Annotated in this window: 20 protein-coding genes; 7 read left to right on the top strand and 13 right to left on the bottom strand. The window is 66.0% G+C overall.

From position 1 onward, the window contains the following. Window positions 1–37: 37 nt before the first annotated feature. The 8 genes from AC4ELH_RS04725 to AC4ELH_RS04690 form a co-directional block, all read right to left on the bottom strand. Entirely contained in the window at window positions 38–775 is a 738-nt protein-coding gene (locus AC4ELH_RS04725) for an SDR family NAD(P)-dependent oxidoreductase (protein WP_448447882.1), read from the bottom strand. A gap of 73 nt (window positions 776–848) precedes the next feature. After that, window positions 849–1,928: a phosphotransferase gene (locus tag AC4ELH_RS04720; protein ID WP_498883361.1), complete on the bottom strand. Its 1,080-nt coding sequence runs from the start codon at window positions 1,926–1,928 to the stop codon at window positions 849–851. 61 nt (window positions 1,929–1,989) lie between these two features. After that, window positions 1,990–3,192, bottom strand: coding sequence for a cytochrome P450 (locus AC4ELH_RS04715; protein WP_498883360.1), 1,203 nt, complete (start codon window positions 3,190–3,192; stop codon window positions 1,990–1,992). A 111-nt stretch (window positions 3,193–3,303) separates the two neighbouring features. Then, the gene (locus AC4ELH_RS04710) at window positions 3,304–4,254 is read right to left on the bottom strand and encodes a LacI family DNA-binding transcriptional regulator (RefSeq protein WP_448447878.1); all 951 of its coding nucleotides are present in this window, start codon (window positions 4,252–4,254) and stop codon (window positions 3,304–3,306) included. 125 nt (window positions 4,255–4,379) lie between these two features. After that, a complete protein-coding gene (locus tag AC4ELH_RS04705; protein WP_498883359.1) occupies window positions 4,380–5,726 on the bottom strand; it encodes an MFS transporter in 1,347 nt (448 codons plus the stop codon). Window positions 5,727–5,808: 82 nt separating this feature from the next. After that, complete coding sequence (ahpD, locus tag AC4ELH_RS04700) at window positions 5,809–6,342, bottom strand: alkyl hydroperoxide reductase AhpD (RefSeq protein WP_135359092.1); 534 nt, start codon at window positions 6,340–6,342, stop codon at window positions 5,809–5,811. Window positions 6,343–6,344: 2 nt separating this feature from the next. Continuing rightward, window positions 6,345–6,932, bottom strand: a complete 588-nt coding sequence (locus AC4ELH_RS04695) for a peroxiredoxin (protein ID WP_448447873.1) — start codon at window positions 6,930–6,932, stop codon at window positions 6,345–6,347. Window positions 6,933–7,051: 119 nt separating this feature from the next. After that, a complete protein-coding gene (locus tag AC4ELH_RS04690; protein WP_498883358.1) occupies window positions 7,052–7,702 on the bottom strand; it encodes a nucleoside/nucleotide kinase family protein in 651 nt (216 codons plus the stop codon). A gap of 194 nt (window positions 7,703–7,896) precedes the next feature. On the opposite strand from AC4ELH_RS04690, the gene AC4ELH_RS04685 reads away from it, so the two are divergent. The 3 genes from AC4ELH_RS04685 (at window position 7,897) to AC4ELH_RS04675 (ending at window position 11,735) form a co-directional block, all read left to right on the top strand. After that, entirely contained in the window at window positions 7,897–9,234 is a 1,338-nt protein-coding gene (locus tag AC4ELH_RS04685; protein WP_498883357.1) for a neutral zinc metallopeptidase, read from the top strand. Between the two features lie 27 nt (window positions 9,235–9,261). After that, complete coding sequence (locus AC4ELH_RS04680) at window positions 9,262–9,810, top strand: DUF4333 domain-containing protein (RefSeq protein ID WP_498883356.1); 549 nt, start codon at window positions 9,262–9,264, stop codon at window positions 9,808–9,810. Between the two features lie 92 nt (window positions 9,811–9,902). After that, window positions 9,903–11,735 carry a fatty acyl-AMP ligase gene (locus AC4ELH_RS04675; RefSeq protein ID WP_064885663.1) on the top strand — a complete coding sequence of 611 codons (1,833 nt, stop codon included), beginning with the start codon at window positions 9,903–9,905 and terminating at the stop codon, window positions 11,733–11,735. Between the two features lie 99 nt (window positions 11,736–11,834). Here the strand turns inward: AC4ELH_RS04675 and AC4ELH_RS04670 are convergent, their stop codons facing one another. After that, window positions 11,835–12,728: a hypothetical protein gene (locus AC4ELH_RS04670; RefSeq protein WP_498883355.1), complete on the bottom strand. Its 894-nt coding sequence runs from the start codon at window positions 12,726–12,728 to the stop codon at window positions 11,835–11,837. Between the two features lie 147 nt (window positions 12,729–12,875). Between AC4ELH_RS04670 and AC4ELH_RS04665 the strand changes: the two genes are divergently transcribed. Genes AC4ELH_RS04665 through AC4ELH_RS04650 form a run of 4 tightly spaced genes read left to right on the top strand, consistent with a single transcriptional unit; the run spans window position 12,876 to window position 15,547 of the window. Then, window positions 12,876–13,283, top strand: coding sequence for a hypothetical protein (locus AC4ELH_RS04665; protein WP_498883354.1), 408 nt, complete (start codon window positions 12,876–12,878; stop codon window positions 13,281–13,283). Beyond that, window positions 13,234–13,986 carry a hypothetical protein gene (locus AC4ELH_RS04660; protein ID WP_498883353.1) on the top strand — a complete coding sequence of 251 codons (753 nt, stop codon included), beginning with the start codon at window positions 13,234–13,236 and terminating at the stop codon, window positions 13,984–13,986. Before AC4ELH_RS04665 ends, AC4ELH_RS04660 begins: the two co-directional genes overlap by 50 nt. Further along, window positions 13,887–14,660, top strand: a complete 774-nt coding sequence (locus tag AC4ELH_RS04655) for a hypothetical protein (protein WP_498883352.1) — start codon at window positions 13,887–13,889, stop codon at window positions 14,658–14,660. Before AC4ELH_RS04660 ends, AC4ELH_RS04655 begins: the two co-directional genes overlap by 100 nt. Continuing rightward, window positions 14,657–15,547, top strand: a complete 891-nt coding sequence (locus tag AC4ELH_RS04650) for a hypothetical protein (RefSeq protein WP_498883351.1) — start codon at window positions 14,657–14,659, stop codon at window positions 15,545–15,547. Before AC4ELH_RS04655 ends, AC4ELH_RS04650 begins: the two co-directional genes overlap by 4 nt. Before the next feature lie 41 nt (window positions 15,548–15,588). Here AC4ELH_RS04650 and AC4ELH_RS04645 read toward each other — a convergent pair whose 3' ends face one another. The 4 genes from AC4ELH_RS04645 to AC4ELH_RS04630 form a co-directional block, all read right to left on the bottom strand. Next, complete coding sequence (locus AC4ELH_RS04645; RefSeq protein WP_498883350.1) at window positions 15,589–16,335, bottom strand: alpha/beta fold hydrolase; 747 nt, start codon at window positions 16,333–16,335, stop codon at window positions 15,589–15,591. A 31-nt stretch (window positions 16,336–16,366) separates the two neighbouring features. Further along, window positions 16,367–16,735, bottom strand: a complete 369-nt coding sequence (locus AC4ELH_RS04640) for a SpoIIAA family protein (protein ID WP_498883349.1) — start codon at window positions 16,733–16,735, stop codon at window positions 16,367–16,369. Window positions 16,736–16,789: 54 nt separating this feature from the next. Continuing rightward, a complete protein-coding gene (locus AC4ELH_RS04635) occupies window positions 16,790–17,206 on the bottom strand; it encodes a hypothetical protein (RefSeq protein WP_498883348.1) in 417 nt (138 codons plus the stop codon). A gap of 110 nt (window positions 17,207–17,316) precedes the next feature. Next, window positions 17,317–17,997 (bottom strand): TetR/AcrR family transcriptional regulator C-terminal domain-containing protein, encoded by a 681-nt coding sequence (locus AC4ELH_RS04630; RefSeq protein WP_498883347.1) that lies wholly within the window; start codon window positions 17,995–17,997, stop codon window positions 17,317–17,319. Between the last annotated feature and the right edge of the window lie 182 nt (window positions 17,998–18,179).

The following is an 18,179-nucleotide window of genomic DNA, read 5'->3' as shown; positions in this document are numbered from 1 at the left end:
GTGTCATAACTGGCCATTCGTCGTGGGAGTCGCGCAATCACGCGTGACGGCTGGTCACTCCCCCGTCCACGACGAGTTGCGTACCGGTGATGAACGACGCCTTGGGTGACATCAGGAACGCCACGGCCGCCCCGATCTCGTCAGGCTGCCCGAGCCGACCCAGCGGCGCGGCCTGTTCGAAGCTCGCACGGATCTCCTCGACGTCCAACGCGATCTGCAGCATCGGCGTGTGGATGAAGCCCGGGCACACCGCATTGACCCGAATTCCCAACGGACCCAACTGTGCAGCCATCGATCGGGTCATGCCGAGCAGACCGGCCTTGGAGGCGCAGTAGGCCGGGATGAAGGGGTTGGCGGCCAGGCCTTCGATGCTCGAGATACCGACCACAGCGGGCGATCCGCCGTCCTTCGCTGACTTCTCCAGATGCGGCAGGAGCAACTGCATCAACAGCGCCTGCGCCCGCAGATTCACGTCGAGCACCGCGTCCCAGGACTCCTCGGTGAAGGCGCCCACCGGTTCGGGGAGCACGCGGCCGGCGGCGTGCACCAGGCCGTCGACGCCGTCGAGCGCCTGTGCGGTCTCCCCGACGGCCGCAGTGAGCGCACCGGTGTCACACACGTCGATCACCGTCGACGGCATGCCCAACCCTTCGGCCACCTCGCGGACCTCGGGCGCTATGTCCCACAACGCGACCCGCCGGCCGTCTGCGATCAGCGCCTCCGCGCTGGCCCGACCGATCCCCGACGCTGCACCTGTCACCACCACACCTGTCATGCCGGACACCGTAGTGGCTCGGCGGGTGTCGAGATCGAGGATTCCCGTCAGGCGGTCGGTTTGACCGACGTCATCACCGACCGACGAGGTCGGCCAGCGCCTGTGCGGTCTGCAGATCCTCGTACGCCGCTGAATACCGTTGAGCCAGCGCCAGTGCGATGTCCGGGCGTTGCCACAGCTCGCCCGCGCTGGCGGTGGCCAGCCAGGTCATCAGGCCGTGGGCGACCGAGGCCCGGTATCGCAACCAGACCTCATCGGGCGACGGCAGTTCCTCGGCCGGAAGCTCCAGCGCATCCCGGTATTCCTCGAGCAGCTGGCGTTCGGCGACCCTTCGGTCTTCCGTCGTCAGCGCACCCTGCAGGAAGTAACCGAGGTCGAGCGAGAAGTTGCCGTGGCGGGCCACCTGCCAGTCGAGGAATCCGACATCCCCGTTGGGCAGCAGGTACGTGTTTCCGATATGCGGATCACCGTGCAGCAGCGTCTGCGGGACGCCGGCTGCGGTGAGGGTCCGGATGAACGGCTTCCAGATCCCTTCCACCAGATGGTCGATGGTCAGCGCATGCACTGAGGCCGGCGCATCGTCACCGAGACGTTCCAGAGCTGCGGGCAGCGGGGCCCACTGCATGCCGTCCCACGGCTCGAACGGTTCCAGCCACTCCAGTCCGGGACGGCGCACCCGCGCACCCCAGAACGCGCCGTGCAACCGGGCCAGGCCGCGTACGCCGTGCGCAGCCTGCTCCACGGTCAGCGGTCTGGTGGCGTCGCGTGGGTCTGCCGAACGTGCCGTGAGGTCTTCCATGACCAGCATGAAGTCCTCGTCGCCCTCGTCGATCGGCGCCGCATACACCGTCGGATGCTCCAGCGGCAGCTCGACTTTGGAGTTGAACAACCTCGGCTCATGCAGCAGACCGCTGGTGTACTTGATCATCTCCTTGTGCCCGGGATCGACGGCCTTGGCGAACACCTTGGAAGGTCCAGTCGGCCCCGGCTTATACGTGACCGACAGGCGCGCACGGCGGTTGGTGCCGTCATCGCGCATGTCGACCGCCACGCGGTCCACCACCGCATCGGGGTGGTGATCGGCCAGCGCGGCTGTCAACCACTCGGGCGTGACCTGGGTCCAGTCCTTGGGGACGGTCAGCGAGGCCGTCACGCGGTTGCCTCGCAGGCTCGGCTCCCGCGTGTCCAGGTACGGTTCGCTCCGCAAGCGTCGCTCACGGGATCAACGCCGGCATCGAATCCCAGCCGCGGACCGTCGAAGTGGGTGACAATATGGCGTTGTCGAGGTCGATGTCCCACTCCGGGAAGCGCTTGAGCATCTCCTCCAGCGCGATCCGGCCCTCCAGGCGCGCCAGCGCCGAACCCAGGCAGTAGTGGGTGCCGACACTGAACGCCAGGTGCTGACGCTGCTCGCGGTGGATGTCGAAAACCTCACCGTCAGGCGGGAACTGGCGGCTGTCGCGGACGGCCGCGCCGATCAGCATCATCATCACGCTGCCCTCGGGAACCGTCTGGCCGTGCAACTCCACGTCGCGGGTGACATACCGCGCCACGTGCGGGGCCGGTGGCTCGAACCGCAGCAACTCCTCGATCGCCTGCGGGATGAGCGCGGGATTCTCGGCCAGCTGGCGCCGCTGATCGGGATGTTCGGCGAGAACCTTTGCCGCCCAACCGATCAATCGTGTCGTGGTCTCGTTACCCGCTCCTGCCACCACGTTGATGTAGATCAGCAATTCCTCGCGGGTGAGCTTGCGGGTCACGCCGTGCTCGTCGGTGAACTCGACATTGAGCAGGTCGGTCATGATGTCGTCGGACGGGTTGTCCTTACGCCAGTCGATGTAGGTCTCGAAGATCGAACCGTCGACCAGACCTTCCTGCGCCGCCTTCATCGGCTTGCCGGCCTCCGTGCGCAGCTGGTCGTTGCCGTGGTCGCGGATCATCTCCTGGTCGTCCTCGGGGATCCCCAGCAACGCGCTGATCACCCGCATCGGCATGATCGCGCCGAAATCCTTGATGAAGTCGACCTTGCCGGCCCCCACCAGCGGGTCCAGCGACTGCGCGCAGAATTCCCGGATCTTGGGCTCCAACGCATTGATCTTGCGTGGGGTGAACATCCGGGCCAACAGCTTGCGATGCACGGTGTGGATCGGCGGATCCTCGAAAATCAGGGCGCCGGAGGGGATGTCGATGTTGGCCTTGATCAGTTCGATGATCGCGCCGCGCGCTGAGCTGAAGGTTTCGTGGTCGACGAGGCCTTTGTTGACGTCGGCGAAGCGGCTCAGCGCGTAGAAGTCGTACTGCTCGTTGTAGTACAGCGGCGATTCCTCGCGGAGCCGGGCGAACGTCGGATACGGGTTGGCGTTGATCTCGACGTCGTAGGGATCGAAATACACGTCATTGGTGGTGCTCACGCTCACGGCGGTCCGCCTCTCTGAGGGCTGCGGAGAGTTACTTACCCGCGTAAGTTACACGGCGGGGACGCCCCGGACAAGGCCCGTACGGGTTACGGTATGCCGTTCATGCAACGCTCAGGTGCTGTCGCGCACGACGAGCCCAGCAGGGTCACTACCGTCGGCGTCGGCGACCGTGGGATACCCCAGCTCGGCCATCATGGCCGGGACCGCGGCATCGACGATGGTCTTGGCGTCGAATGCAACGGAGGTCAACGGTGGCGAGCTCACCGCACCCAGCGGTATCGCGTCGACCCCCATGACCGCGAGATCATCCGGGCAACGCAGGCCGGCCCGGCGTATCCCGTGCAGAACCACGAACGCCGTCTCATCGCTTTGCGCGCACACCGCCGTCACGCCGGCGGCCACCCATCTGGACACCACACCGGCCGCATCGGACCCGTCGGTGGCCACGGTGTCGACCTCGATCTCGGGCAGGCCGTGCGCACCGGCGGCCACCCGAAGACCCGACAGCCAGTAGTCACCGAGCGGCCGAAGCACCTCTGCACCGGCATAGGCGAAGCCGAGGCGGGTATGGCCGCGCGATATCAGATGCTCCACCCGCATCTCTCCGACGGTCAGATGCAACGACCCGAGCGCGCGCAGTTTCTCGCTGCCCAGGTAGATCTGCGGAATCCGCGCCGCCTCGACTGCCGCGGCAGCGGCACCCGTGAGCGGGAACACGCCGGCGACGGCCACCGGGTTGAGGTTCGCGACCGCGTCGACGATGTTCTGACCGTCATCCGTCTCCAGCTGCATCGACAGCACGATGCCGTGCCGGCCGAGCGCCGTGGTGAGACGACTGCCGACCTCCAGAGGCAGTTCGCCGAGATCGGTGCGCGGCACGATGTAGAGCACCACACCGCTGCCGCCGACGGCGAGGTTGCGGGCTGCAAGGTTGGGCCGGTAACCGAGGTCGGCCGCCGCTTTGCGCACCGCGGCCTGGGTCTGTTCCGAGATGCGTTGCCCTTGAACATTGTTGAGGACATAGCTGACGGTCGCCGTCGAGACGTTGGCCAGCCTGGCCACGTCGGCTTTGGTCGGGCGGAGCCCGACTTTCGATCCCGTCGGGCGTCCGCTTGCGCCCGTCGGGCGTCCGCTTGCGCCCGTCGGGCGTCCTTCTTTCGCACCCGTCGGACGTCCTCTTGTCGTGCTCACGATGTCATCGTGGCACGTTGCTGGTCCGACGGGTCGCTCACGCCACGCATTGGTTGCCCTGCACTCTCGTGCAACGTCAGGACGGTGGCCACCGAGACGACGCCCGCGGCAACCAGATACAGCGCGGGGGCCAGGTTGTTGCCGGTTGCTGCGGTGAGCCAGGTGACCACATACGGGGTGGTCCCGCCGAACAACGCGACCGCGATGTTGTAACCGATCGAGAAACCGCTGTAGCGGACCCGGGTTGCGAACAGCTCCACGCCGGCCGTCACCGCCGTCGCGACATACACGGATTCGATGGCCGCCAGCAGGCAGTGCCCGACGATCGCCGCTGCCACCGATCCCGAATTCATCAGCAGGAAAAGCGGGTACGCGCCCACCACGAAGCCGGCCGAGCCGGCGATCAGCAGCGGTTTGCGCCCGATCCGGTCCGACAGCGCTGCCAACGGCAGGATCAGGATCAGTGCCACCAGACTGGCCAGGGTGATCGAGACGAACGCCTGGGTCTTGCTGAAGTGCAGCGCCTTGATGAAGTACGTCGGCAGGAAGGTGAAGACGACGTAATAGCCGACGTTGAACACGATGAACAAGCCGATGACTTGCAGGATCGCGCGTCGCGCTGTGCCCACGGCTTCGCGCAACGGTGAGGTGGCCACCCGGTCGGCCTCGTCGAGTTCGGCGAACTCCGGAGTGTCGTCGAGTCGCAGCCGGATGTAGAGACCGACCAGGCCGAGTGGCGCAGCCACCAGGAACGGGATACGCCAGCCGTAGCTCTCCATCGCCTCGGTCGCCAGGAATGCCTGCAGCAGAGTGACGGTGACCGAGCCCAGCAGGAAACCCAGCACCCCTGACCATGCGATGAACGTGACGGTGAACCCGCGTCGCCGGGTGCTCGCGTACTCGGCGAGATAGACTGCGCCACCGCCGTACTCGCCGCCGGCGGAGAATCCCTGCAGGCACCGCAGGAGGAGTAGGAGCAGCGGCGCGGCCACACCGATGGCGTCGTAGGTGGGCAGCAGGCCGATGCCCAGCGTGGCTGCCGACATCAGCAGGATCACGACGGCGAGCACCCGCTGACGCCCCAACCGGTCACCCAGCGGACCGAACACGAAGCCGCCGAGCGGACGCATGAAGAATGCGGCGGCGAAGATGGCGAAAGTGTTGAGCAGCGAGGCGGTTTCGTTGCCGGCCGGAAAGAAGTTGCCGGCGATGTAGGTCGCCAGGAAACCGTAGATGGCGAAGTCGAACCACTCGACCGCGTTGCCGATGGACGCACCGGTGATCGCCTTGCGCACGGTGGCGTCGATGCGGGAGGTGCGGGTGTCGCTCGTTGGTGCCGTCAACAGAAAACTCGCCTCTCAGAATCGCGAGAGGCGAGTTTATCTGTCGAGTTATGCGCGTAAGCCCATTTCTGGGCCTTTCGTATCAGACTCCGGCGAGCGCATCCGCGGTGAGCAACGCCTGGGCCACCCCGGACACGATCGACGCCAGCCGGATGGCCTCGAAGATCGTCGTGCGAGAGACGTCGGCGTCGCGCAGGACGGTCTCGTGCGCGGACAGGCAGTGCGAGCAGCCGTTGATGGCCGACACCGCCAGCGACCACAGCTCGAAGTCAGCCTTGGGCACACCGGGATTGGCGATGATGTTCATCCGCAGACCGGCCCGCAGGTCGTCGTAGCGGCCGTCGAGCTGCCCCTTGGTCCGGTAGAAGACGTTGTTCATCCCCATGATCGACGCGGCGCCGAGGGCGGCGTGGTACGCCTCCGCACTCAGCACGTCGAGGGCATCCTCGGAGATCTCCTTCAGCAGCTGCTGCGATTTGGTCGCGGCGGCCGTGGCGACCAACGCTCCCCACAACTGCTGCTCGTTGAGCTCCGTGGACTTCACGATGCTGCCGAAGTTGAGCTTGAGGTCCTTCGCGTACTCCGGCAGCGCTTCCTTGATGTTGTCGATGCTCATGACTAGACCGCCTCGGACAACAGCTCGCCGGCGTTCAGCGTCGGGTCGCCCTTCTTCCAGTTGCACGCGCACAGCTCGTCGGACTGCAGCGCGTCGAGAACCCGCAGCACCTCGTCGACGTTGCGCCCAACCGAACCGGCGGTCACCGAGACGAACTGGATCTCGTTGTTGGGGTCGACGATGAAGGTGGCCCGATCGGCGACACCGTCGGCGTTGAGCACGCCGGCCGCCGCAGTGAGTTCACGCTTGAGGTCCGAGACCATCGGGAAAGGCAGCTTCTTCAGGTCCTCGTGCTGTGCACGCCACTGGAAGTGGACGAACTCGTTGTCCACCGAAACGCCGATCACCTTGGCGTCGCGATCCTCGAAGTCTTCGTTGAGCTTTCCGAACGCGGCGATCTCGGTGGGGCACACGAAGGTGAAGTCCTTCGGCCAGAAGAAGATGATCCGCCACTTGCCCTCGTCGTCCTTGTTGGTGACGCGGGTGAAATAGTCATCGGGCTGCTTGGCGTCGACCTTGGACAGATCTCCACCAACCACGGCCGTCAGGTCGTATTCCGGGAACTGAGAACCAATCGACAAAAGTGCCATTGCAACCTATCCAATCTCGCGCTGATTTTCTGGAATGATTCCAGATTTACCACCACAATCATGGCTCTCACCGAGGCTTATAGCAACTCACTGAACCGTGATTATGCACACAGACGACATCAGTGTGAGCTGGGCCTCATGGCCGCCGCCGGGACTACCAGATCGGCCCGCTCCGCGGTCGCCGCCACCAACCGGGCGTTGGGTTCATCGACCTCGGCAACCCAGCGCCGCGCGGCACCGGCCGGCTTCCCGAAGGCGATGTGGCGAGCCACCAGACGGGCGACGCGGAGATCGTCTTCTGTTACGCAGAACCAGATTTCGTCGATCTCCGCGGACACCGCCGACCACGCCGGATCGTCGAGCAGCAGGTAGTTGCCCTCGGTGAGCACCACCGCCGTTCCCGGGAACACCGGGATCGCACCGGCCACCGGCTGCTCAATGTCGCGCTCGAAACCGGGGGCGTAGACCACCTCGGTGCGTCCGCGGATACGGCGCAACAGCGCGGCATATCCGGCAACGTCGAAGGTGTCCGGCGCGCCCTTGCGGTCCAATCGGCCAAGCCGGCGCAATTCCACATCGGCGAGGTGGAATCCGTCCATCGGAACGTGCGCCACCGCGTCGTCGCCGAGCCGGGCCCGGACGGCGACGACGAGCGCCTCGGTCAGCGTGGATTTACCCGCCCCCGGCGCCCCGGCGATCCCGATGACGGCCGTCCCCGGCTCTGCTGCACGGGCCAATACCCGAGTCACCAGATCCTCGAAGGTGTACATAGCGCCGCCATTGTCCCGCAGGTCATCGGCGGCCCGCGCCGAACGTCGTCGCGAACAGGTAGAACTGGCTGGGGTGGATCGCGTGGAAGGCGGATCAGTTGGCGAGGCTTCGCTGGTGGCTCGGTCTGGCCTGTTGTGCGGCGCTGCTGGCAGGTTGCGGGAACGCCCCCGTGATCGGGGGCAGGGCGACCTCGATGCTGTTCCTACCCGACCGGGTGGGTGGACTGCCGGTGACCGACGGCCACAGCGGCACCCGGCCCGATGCCCCCGCGCCGACCCGCCGGGCCGAGAACACCGATGGCGGCCAGATCGATGACCTGGCCCTGCTGGCCGTCGACGACATCGAGGATTTCTGGTCGCAGAACTACAGCGGCGGTTCCCTTCCGGGAACCTTCACCCCCGTCTCCCGCCTGGTGTCCTACAACTCCGATGCCTCCCCCGGACTCGAGATCTGCGGGGAAAGCACCGTCGGGCTGACCAACGCCTTCTACTGCCTCAAGAGTGACGTGATGGCATGGGACCGCGGCGTCGCGATTCCGGTGGCAGCGCAGTACTTCGGCCAGATGGGCGTGGTCGGGGTGATGGCCCACGAATACGGCCACGCCGTCCAGCAACAGGCGCGGCTGATCAACGAGAGCACGGCCGTGCTGGTGGCCGAGCAGCAGGCGGATTGCCTGGCCGGGGTCTACCTGCGCTGGGTGGCCGCCGGAAAGTCTCCGCGCTTCGAGTTGAGCACCGGCGACGGTCTCAACCATGTCCTGGCCGGGCTGATCTACATCCGCGATCCCCTGATGACCCGGGTCGACGCAACGCTCACCGGCAACGAGCACGGTTCGGCGCTGGACCGGGTCAGCGCCTTCCAGATCGGCTTCAGCGGCAACGTCGACCAGTGCGCAGCCATGGACTCCGACGAGATCACCAAGCGCCGCGGCGATCTGCCCAAATTTCTCGACTTCTTCGGCGGCCCGCAGAGCGCCAACAGCACGATCACCGCGAATCTGCTTGACCACACCATGCAGTCGCTGCGGCAGGTCTACGCACCCACCAACCCACCCACGTTGACCACCGAGCCGAGCGCATGCCCCGACGCCGGACCGTCTCCGCCGGCGTCCTACTGTCCGGCGACCAACACCATCGTGGTCGACCTGGCGGGGCTGAAAGCCCTGGGGGAAGCCAGAAACGAGAATGACGAACAGGAGCTCCTCCAAGGCGACAACTCGGCGATCTCCGTCCTGACATCGCGGTACGCCATGGCGGTACAACACGAGAAGGGCCTGACGCTCGACACTCCCGTGGCCGCGATGCGCACCGGCTGCCTGACCGGCGTGGGTCAGGCCAGGATGGCCGAGCCCGGTCTGCCGATCACGCTGTCGGCCGGAGACACCGACGAGGCGATCAGCAGCCTGCTCACCAACGGGCTGGCCGCCAGCGACGTCAACGGCAGGGTGCTGCCTGCGGGGTTCACCCGCATCCTGGCCTACCGGTCCGGCCTGCAAGGCGATGACGCACAGTGCTACCAGAGGTTCCCGTGAGCCGATGAGTCCAGTCGAGGAGAACCGATGAGCGGTCCCGAACAGCCGTGGTGGGCGCGGCCGGGCGGCGCACCCCTGCCCGGCGGCACGCCGCCACCGGGCGCTCCGCCGCCGCGGCGGGGTTGGACGCCACCACCCCCGCGACATCCGGCGCCGCCTCAGCACCACCCGTGGCCCGCGCCGTCGCCCCAACACCAACCGCGACCCGCACCGCCGCCGACTCCGCGGCCCGAGCCCCGGCAACCCGACCGGCGTCTGCTCATCGGTGCGGCCGTCGCCGTCGTGGCAGTCGCGGTGATCGGCACCGGGCTGTGGGCGTGGAGCCGGGCGGACACCAACAGCGCCCGACTCGACGTCCATCAGGCCGAGTCCGGAGTGGCACAGATCCTGTCCGATCCGATCAACGGTTACGGCGCCAACCGCGTCGTCGCGGTCGCGTGCAACAACGGCCGGAATCCGGTCGTGCGGGCCGGAGCGACGTTCACATGCGCAGTTGAGATAAATGACACGCTGCGCAGGGTGATCGTCGAGTTCACCGACGATAACGGCACTTATGCCGTGGATGGGCCGCGGTAAAAAGAGACGCACGACACATTTTGCAGACCTCGTGACAACCCACACCGGACCGCGCTGCCAGGCTTTATTAGAGTCACTATTAGTCTTACGGCATGGGTCGGGATCCCTTCGCAACCAGTGCCGTTGATACGTCGACGTCGAACATCGAGAACTACGTCAGCGATGACGGCACGATTGTCGTACCCGACGGCGTCACCCTGACGTCGTTCCTGGATCGCAACCGGTTCATCTACGGAGATGAGCCGTCCTACCGATTCCTCGACTACTCGACCAATCCGGACGGGCAAGCCGTCGAGCTCAGCTGGAACGCTCTGTGGGCGCAGGTGTGCGCCGTCGGCGCCCGACTGCAGCAGGTCACCCAGCCCCGCGACCGGGTCGCGATCCTGGCCCCGCAGGGTGTCGAGTACGTCGCGGCCTTCTTCGCCGCCGTGCACGCCGGCAACATCGCCGTCCCACTGTTCGCGCCGGCCCTGGCCGGCCATACCGAACGACTGGCCGCGGTGCTGGCCGACGCCAAGCCCACCGTCGTGCTCACCACCACCGCAGCGGCCGAATCGGTCCGCAACTTCATCAAGACGCTGCCCGCCGCCGAGCGGCCTCGCATGATCGCCGTCGACGCCGTGCCGGACACGCTGGCCGAGATGTATGTCAGCCCGTCGGTCGACTCCGACGACATCGCTTACCTGCAGTACACATCCGGGTCGACGCGCACCCCGGCCGGTGTGGAGATCACCCACCGCAACGTGTGCACCAATGTCATCCAGATGATCCTGGCCGGCGACCTCGACACGGGGATCCGCAGTGTCAGCTGGCTGCCGCTCTACCACGACATGGGCCTGATCATGATCATGTTCCCGGCGCTGTGCGGTGGCCACATCAGCCTGATGGACCCGATGGCGTTCGTCCGCCGCCCGTACCGCTGGATCAAGCGGTTGGCCGAAGAGGCCGCCCACGGACGCACTTTCGCCGCGGCCCCCAACTTCGCCTTCGAGCTGGCTTCCGAACGGGGCCTGCCGCCGGAGGGTGAGACGCTGGACATGTCCAACGTCGTCACTCTCCTCAACGGATCCGAACCGGTCACGATGGCCGCCGTCGAGAAGTTCACGACCGCGTTCGCCCCGTACGGGCTTCCCGCGACCGCGATCAAGCCGTCCTACGGCATGGCCGAGGCCACCCTGTCGGTGGCCAGCATCGCGCCGAGCGCCGCGGCCAGCGCGGTGTACCTCGACCGCGACCAGCTCAGCGCCGGGCGCGCGGTAACCGTGGCAGCCACCGACGAAGGCGCCGTGGCCCACGTGTCCTGCGGACAGCCGATTCCGAACCAGTGGGCAGTGATCGCCAGTCCCGACGGCGACGAACTGCCCGACCGCACCGTCGGTGAAATCTGGTTGCACGGCAACAACGTCGGCCAGGGCTATTTCGGTCGCGTCGACGAGAGCGAGCGGGTGTTCGCCAACAAGCTGCAGACCCGACTCACCACCGGCAGCCACGCCGAAGAGGTGCCCGACAACGGCCATTGGCTGGCCACCGGCGACCTCGGCGTCTACATCGATGGCGAGCTGTACCTCACCGGCCGGATCAAGGACATGATCCTGATCGACGGACGCAACCACTACCCCCACGACATCGAGACGACGGTCAGCGCGTCATCGCCCGCAGTGCGCTCGGGTTATGTCGCCGCCTTCTCGGTCAACGGGGACCGCGGTGAAGAACTGGTGATCGTCGCCGAGCGGGCCGCCGGAGCCGGACGCGCCGAGCCCGGCCCGATCGTCGACGCGGTGCGCGCGGCAGTGTCCCGCCACCACCAGATCCGGGTCGCCGATGTGCGCATGGTCGCCGCCGGCGTGATCCCCCGGACGACGAGCGGCAAGCTCGCCCGAAACGCTTGCCGCGTCGAGTATTTGAGCGGGAAGTTCGACAAGTAGGTTCGCGCTCGGCGAGGTTGACGCCTGAGCGTTGGCCGCGCCGAATGCGACGCTACGGTCGTTATCCGGCGCCTGGCGCGACCATGGCGTTGATCTCGGCTACAGCTGACCCATCGCCTCAGCGAACGCCCCGTCGCGCAGCAGACTGATGCTTCGGACCCGTGTGTCGATCTCGGTGATCCGCTGCACCGCGCCGCCGTGCCAGAAATAGGTGTCGCGACTGACGGCCCCGCCGGGCGGGTTCTCGGTCTGCCCTACCGTCACCGACGCGAGCCAACCGACTGCATCAGCCGTGGACTCACCGACGCCATGCAGGAACAGCAGACTGCGATGCGGCACGCTGAACACCACCCCCAGCGGTGCCACTCCCCCGAGCACCGTCTCGATCAGCCGGGGCATGTTCAGAGCTTTCGAGGCGATGAAGAAGGAATCTCCGGTCAACGCAAACACGTTGCGGTCCAACGCTTGTACGGTCACGGGCTCGGCATCGGTGTTGCGCTGACCCACCTCGTAGAGGAAATTCAGGTCGCGGCCGGCGACGTCGTCGTCACCCACCGTCTTCACCACCGTCGGCAGGTCACGACTCAGCTCGGCGACCAGACCGTCGAACGCCGGGCGGGCGTACCGCATCGAGGTCATGCCCGAGGTGTCCGGCGTCTGCAGGCGTGTGCGAACCTGCGCCAGAAATTCGCCCTCCGTCAGTTCGGCCGGCCCGGGATCCGAGCGACCGGCGAACTGCTGATCGAAATGAAACTCGACAGCGCTTGCCCACTCGACCGGCGGACGCTGCGCACATTGGAGCTGAAGGTTGTACAGCCGGTAGTGATTTCCCGTCTGGTCCATGAAACAGTCGTCGCCCAGTGCGTCCTGGGGAGCCGGACGCACCCGTACACCGCGACGTTCCAACGATTCCAACGCCAGCCGGCGCACGTACCGATGCCGGTCATCGGTGCTGACAGTCGGCTCGCTCCCGCTCGTCGACGACTCCCCCATGCTGCCCCCGTGATGATGCTGATCGACCCATCCATGATCGCACCGTCGCGGGCACCGTCTCGGCACCAGTTCGGAGCGCCCCGACCTGTCGGTACCCCATGCGAATCTGTCCGGTTCTCAAACGAGCCGACACAGGAGGGCCCGGGGATGTCCGAGCTTCAGCAACAGAACTTCCGAGTGAATCTCGGCGGGGTGATCGCACTACTCAGCAAGAACCTGTATTCCAGCCCCGGCGTCTATGTGCGGGAGCTGATCCAGAACGCGGTGGATGCCATCACGGCCCGAGACGCCTTTGACGACGTACCCGCGCCACGCGTCATCACGATCTCTCCCTACGGAGTGGCCTCGCCGCACTCACCCGCCGACGAGTTCGCACTCACCGACGCCGGAATCGGGGTCAGCCCGGCACAGGTCGAGCAGTTCCTCGCGACCGTCGGCGCCAGTTTCGAAGAGCGACGAACTGCAGCGGAGTCGTCGGACGTACATCGGCCAGTTCGGAATCGGCTTGCTGAGCTGCTTCCTGATTGCCGACGAGATCATCGTCGCCTCGCGTAGCGCGACAGGCGCGGACCCGATCGAGTGGGTCGGCCGCAGCGACGGCACCTACACGATCCGAACCACCACCGACGAATCGGCGGTCGGTACCACTGTGCGGTTGCGGCCGCGCCCGGACATGATCGGGTGGGCGCGGGCCGAGCAGGTGACCCCGCTCGTGCACAAGTATGCCGAGTTCCTTCCGGTGGCCATCAAGGTGCTGACAAGCCAAGGTCCGAAGGAAGTTTCGCGTGAGTATCCGTGGGTACGCGACTTCGGCGCTCACCGATCTGGTGTGTTGCAGGGTGTCTCGCCCGTTTACGGCGGCGTCGGGGTGGGTAGGCAGTTCGATGCCATCGAGATTGCCGACGAAGACCTGGGACTAGAAGGCGTGGTGTACATCGGAACTCCGTCGCGCCGGACCACGTCCGTCCGCCGCAATCGCGTCTATGTCAACGACATGCTTGTCGATGACGCCGAAGGTGCGCTGCCGCCGTCATGGGCATACTTCGCCTGGGCGGTGGTCAACTCCACCAAGCTGGAGCCGACCGCCAGCCGCGAGGCCATCATGAACAACGCAGTACAGGCCGGGACTCGGCGCGCGCTCGCAACCACGGCGCTGAAGTGGCTGCATTCCCTGGCCCCGACACCGATCCCGAGCGCTTCGCCGAGTTCGTCACCGACAACGAACTCGAGCTCAGATCCGCTGCGACGCACTGCATAGACGCGGAGAATCGTGAGCTGGCCGAAGTGGTGCTGCCGATGCTGACCATGCAGACAACAGAAGGACACCTGCGTCTGGTCGACATCGTCAACCGGAACCCGAACGTCCTTTTCGCCGCGTCGGTCAAGGAGTTTCGCACTATCGCGAGCTTCAACCCAGGTGGTCGGATCGTCGTCAACGCGGGCCACGCTCTCGACCAGGAAGTGTTGCTCATGCTGCCGCAGGTGATGTCCGGGGTCACCGTCACACGGGCCTATCCGGCGTCCGAGGTGGCGGCGCTGACGGTGCCGTCCGCCGACGCCGGCGCTGCCGTGGCGGCATTGGAGCGGCGTGGCAGTCACGCGCTGCAGGCGTCGGGTGGTCGAGTGGTGGTGCGCCGGTTTCCATCGACGGACCTGCCTGCCGTCTTCATCGGTCACGGCCAGATCGACGCCGATTCGCCAGGGTGCGGCGACCTCCCGCATCTGGTGGTGAATTGGGACAACCGGGCGGTGCAGGCGCTGACCCGCACAACCGACGCCCTCGTGTTCAGTCGGCTCATGCAGCTGCTGTTCGTCCAGGCCCGGATGGCCGCGCAGTGCGATGGCCCCGAGGATCGAATCCTGTTGTCGGAGGCGCTCGATGACATCATCGTGCTGGCCGCCGGCGTCGACGGGACGGAGGTCGCCCGATGACCGAGCCGATGCCCCTGTCAGCTGATGAGCTCGAACGGCTGGGCGATGAGGCGCTCGCTGCGGGAGAGCTGCAAGCGGCATTGCATCACTACAGCGAGGCACGCCGGCTTGTCTTCGACATGCTCGATCCGGGGCTGATGCAGGGTACGGATTTCGACACGGTGTCAGAGATCGCCGACGAACTCAGCCGGATCAGCAGGAAGCGCGACGACCTCGCGCGAGCGACGCAACCACCACCGAAACCGCTCGAGGAACAGGCGGCGGACCTTCGCGCTGCGGTGGATGTGTCCATGGAGGGTGGCCGCATTGTTCATGCCGCAGAGCTGTGTATCGATCTCGGCGAAATCCTGGCGGAGCTGGACGACGTCGACGGCGCGGAATCCGCCTATCGGCAGGCCGTGGCGCTCGCCCGGCAGGTCGATACCGCCATGCCCGAGTTGATGCTCTGGACGTTTCGTAGGTTGATCGAATTCCTTGCGCCGTCAGAGGAGTCGATAACCCTCGCCCAGGAACTGGCCGCCAACTTGATCGAGCGCGAGGAGATGTACCACCCGATGCGGGCCGGCGACGCGGCGTTCCACTGGGCGGTCGCCGAGCTGAAGTTCGCAGAGGTGGCACGACACCGAGTGGATCACGCGATCGAGGGCGTCGCGCGGCAAGCAATCGAGATGCTCGACGAAATCTGCATGCACGACTCGGGGCAAGCACTGCAACGCCACGTGGCCGACACCTTGCGGTGCGTCGGCCGCGATGTCGAGGCAGATCAGTGGCAAGCCGAGGCAGACAAGTACGAGGACTGGTCAGCGTTCATGGAGCAGCAGATTCCCGGCCACGTCCACCTCTGGGACATCCGGATCGACTTGTCCGCCGGAGCAGGCGACGAATGAACACTGGCGGTCGCCGACTCGCCGCGGGCACAGATCCCCGGCTAATCGAGTGATTCCCAGAAGCGTGAAAGCGCAGCCGCACCGCGGGCTGGATCCTGCACCATCCACCAGTGATCCAGTCCGTCGAGCACCTCGGTGGAGGCGCCGGCTCGGCTGGCTGCACGACGCCGGATTTCTTCAGACCCGACGTATGGGTCCGCCGTCGCCAGTAGCGAAAGTCCCGGGCAGGCACCGGCCCGCTCCAACCCGCCGCCCGCTTCGGCCATGTCACCGGGCATTCCCGCCGAGCGGTACAGCCGCAGGGTCGCCTGCCCCATATCCGGTCCCTGAGCTCGTGCCATCGACGCTGCGATGTCCTCCGGCAGCAGCGCGGCCCACACCGCGGTCCGGTCTTCGACCGTGCCGCCCAGCATGTTCTCGACGAGCCGCTCGCCCTTGCCGGGCGTCCGCCATGCCTGGGCCATGTCAGGCCACTGGTATTCGGCGTCGAACACTCCGACGATGTCACTTGCCCAGCTGCGCACCAGGTCGGGTCGATGCATCATCGCGTTCACCACGTGCACACCACCCCAGTCGTGTCCGACAAGGTCAACCGGCTCGTCAATGGCTTCAAGCTCGCTTTCGAGCCAGTCCCGGTAGGCCGCATATGTCGCCGAGAAGCGGTCAGGTAGCGGAGCCCCGAATCCCGGCGGTGACAATCGCACGACATCCTTGCGTCCAAGCGCATCGACCAGCGGACCCCAGATCGCGTCAGTCTCCGGATTACCGTGCACCAGAACGATCGTCATGCCCGACATCGTGGCACGACTGGCGTCGATCTCAGCCCGCAGCCCACTCCTTGGCGGCATCGAGCTCACCCAGCCCGAAGACCTTGAGGTCTCCCGGAATCATCCAGGCGAACGCGTGCATCGCATGGGCAACCCACTCCCTGTCGGACACGACGGCGATCCGTTTGAATGCCGAGTGGTGCCCGAGCAGCGCGCCGAAGCCGAGCTTCATATCCTCGACCAGCCCACCGGGTCCGAAGCCCTCGTAGTCCGGTGAGATGACCTCGACGATCCAGATCTCTCCGGTCTTCAGCAATTCGTCCATCGTCGGCCGGAAGTCGCGCAGGTCATCACCGCGCACCCGGCCTGACACCCGAATACCGAACACGCCCTCGGGCATGTCGCGAAGGACATCGATCATTGGTTCTCCCTCCGTCTCGCACTCGAGTCTGCACCCGATCGGCGGTGCGTTGATTCAGGAACGGGAAGACTCCCAGAGGTTGGATATCTCCAACGGCACGTTCTCGCGTTTGACGGCGCTCCTGGTCCACCCACCGTGGCTGCCGGGAGCGATCCGGTAGATCCCATCTTCGTCTGAATACACCCAGAGCTGTTCAGGTTCGGTGGGTAACCAGGTGATCATCACCCCGGGGGTGCGGTAGGAGGAATGGTCGTGGAAGACCTCCTGACCGGCTTCGTCGCGAATCACGGGGACCCAGGTCTTCCCACCGTTCTCGTCGGGCCCCTCCTGGGCGGAGGCGGTGTAGGCGTCCGACGGCGATGTCTGGTCGTGGCCGGGTGTGACGACCGCGGCAGCCGCATCGTTACCTTTGCCGCAGCCCACGGCGACCGCCATCACTGCCAGAATCACTGCGGTCAACCGCTTGCCCATGTATCGACTCCTTCGGTGCTGACGAGCGCGCGCCGCGCCTTCGCCGCTTGACGAGGTGGAACGATACGGTCTGTACGCCAGAACCGATCAGCACCACCCCGGCAGCTTGCTCACAGCATCGTCGTCAGCCCGGCGATGACCACGTCGAGGTTGAACTCCAGCTGCGCGTCCTCGTCAGGTTCCGCCGACATCGCCGCCAGAACCTGCTGCAGTAACTCGTAGGTGTTTCCGTCGCCAATGTGTATGGCCGCCAAGGCCTCTTCGTGTTGCGGATGCATGCCTCTTCCGGCGCGCAACAGAGAATCGCGGGCCGCGGACAGTGCCAACTCGGCGATGGTGTTGGCGGCCCGTCCTGCCTGCTCGACGGCGAAGCCCGCGTCGACCAGAGCGTGGAGGACGAATTCGGCTTGGTCCAACGCCGCGAGGCCGATCGCGCCCTCCATCGGGAACGCGTCGTGAACGCCGAGTTGAGTTATCGCATTGCGCGCCCGGTACGCATACCACCGCAACACATCACGCCAGTCGCCGTCGACCGGTGGTGGGACACGATCGAACTCCGCCTCGAACACCGCTGATGCCATGAGCGCCAACAAGGTTTCTCGATCGCCGATGTGGTATTTGACCGACTTCCGGTCGACGCCCAGAACGTCGGCGACCGCCTGCATGGTCAACGCCGCCGGGGGGACACCGAGAGCGGCAGCAACGATCTGCTCGCGGTTGATCCGCGCCGGACGCCCTCGCCGAACTCGCGCTGCGGCAGCGTCGCCGCTGTCGAGATCGTGGGCACTCACATCAGCCAGCCTAGTTACCCGCGCCGTGGGGTCGGGGACGACAACCATCGGCGGGCATGAACCGGGCATTTTTACCCGTCGCGGGAAAAATTTCTCCGATTCCGCTCCACCTTCGGTTTCGGCGACGTATACAAGACCCCGTGAAAGCGTCTGCGTACATCGGTCGGGTCGGCGGTTTGGCC

This window comes from Mycobacterium shunyiense, from assembly GCF_058270075.1.
The sequence above is the reverse complement of the archived record's forward strand: the minus strand, read 5'-3'. Positions and strand labels throughout refer to the sequence as shown.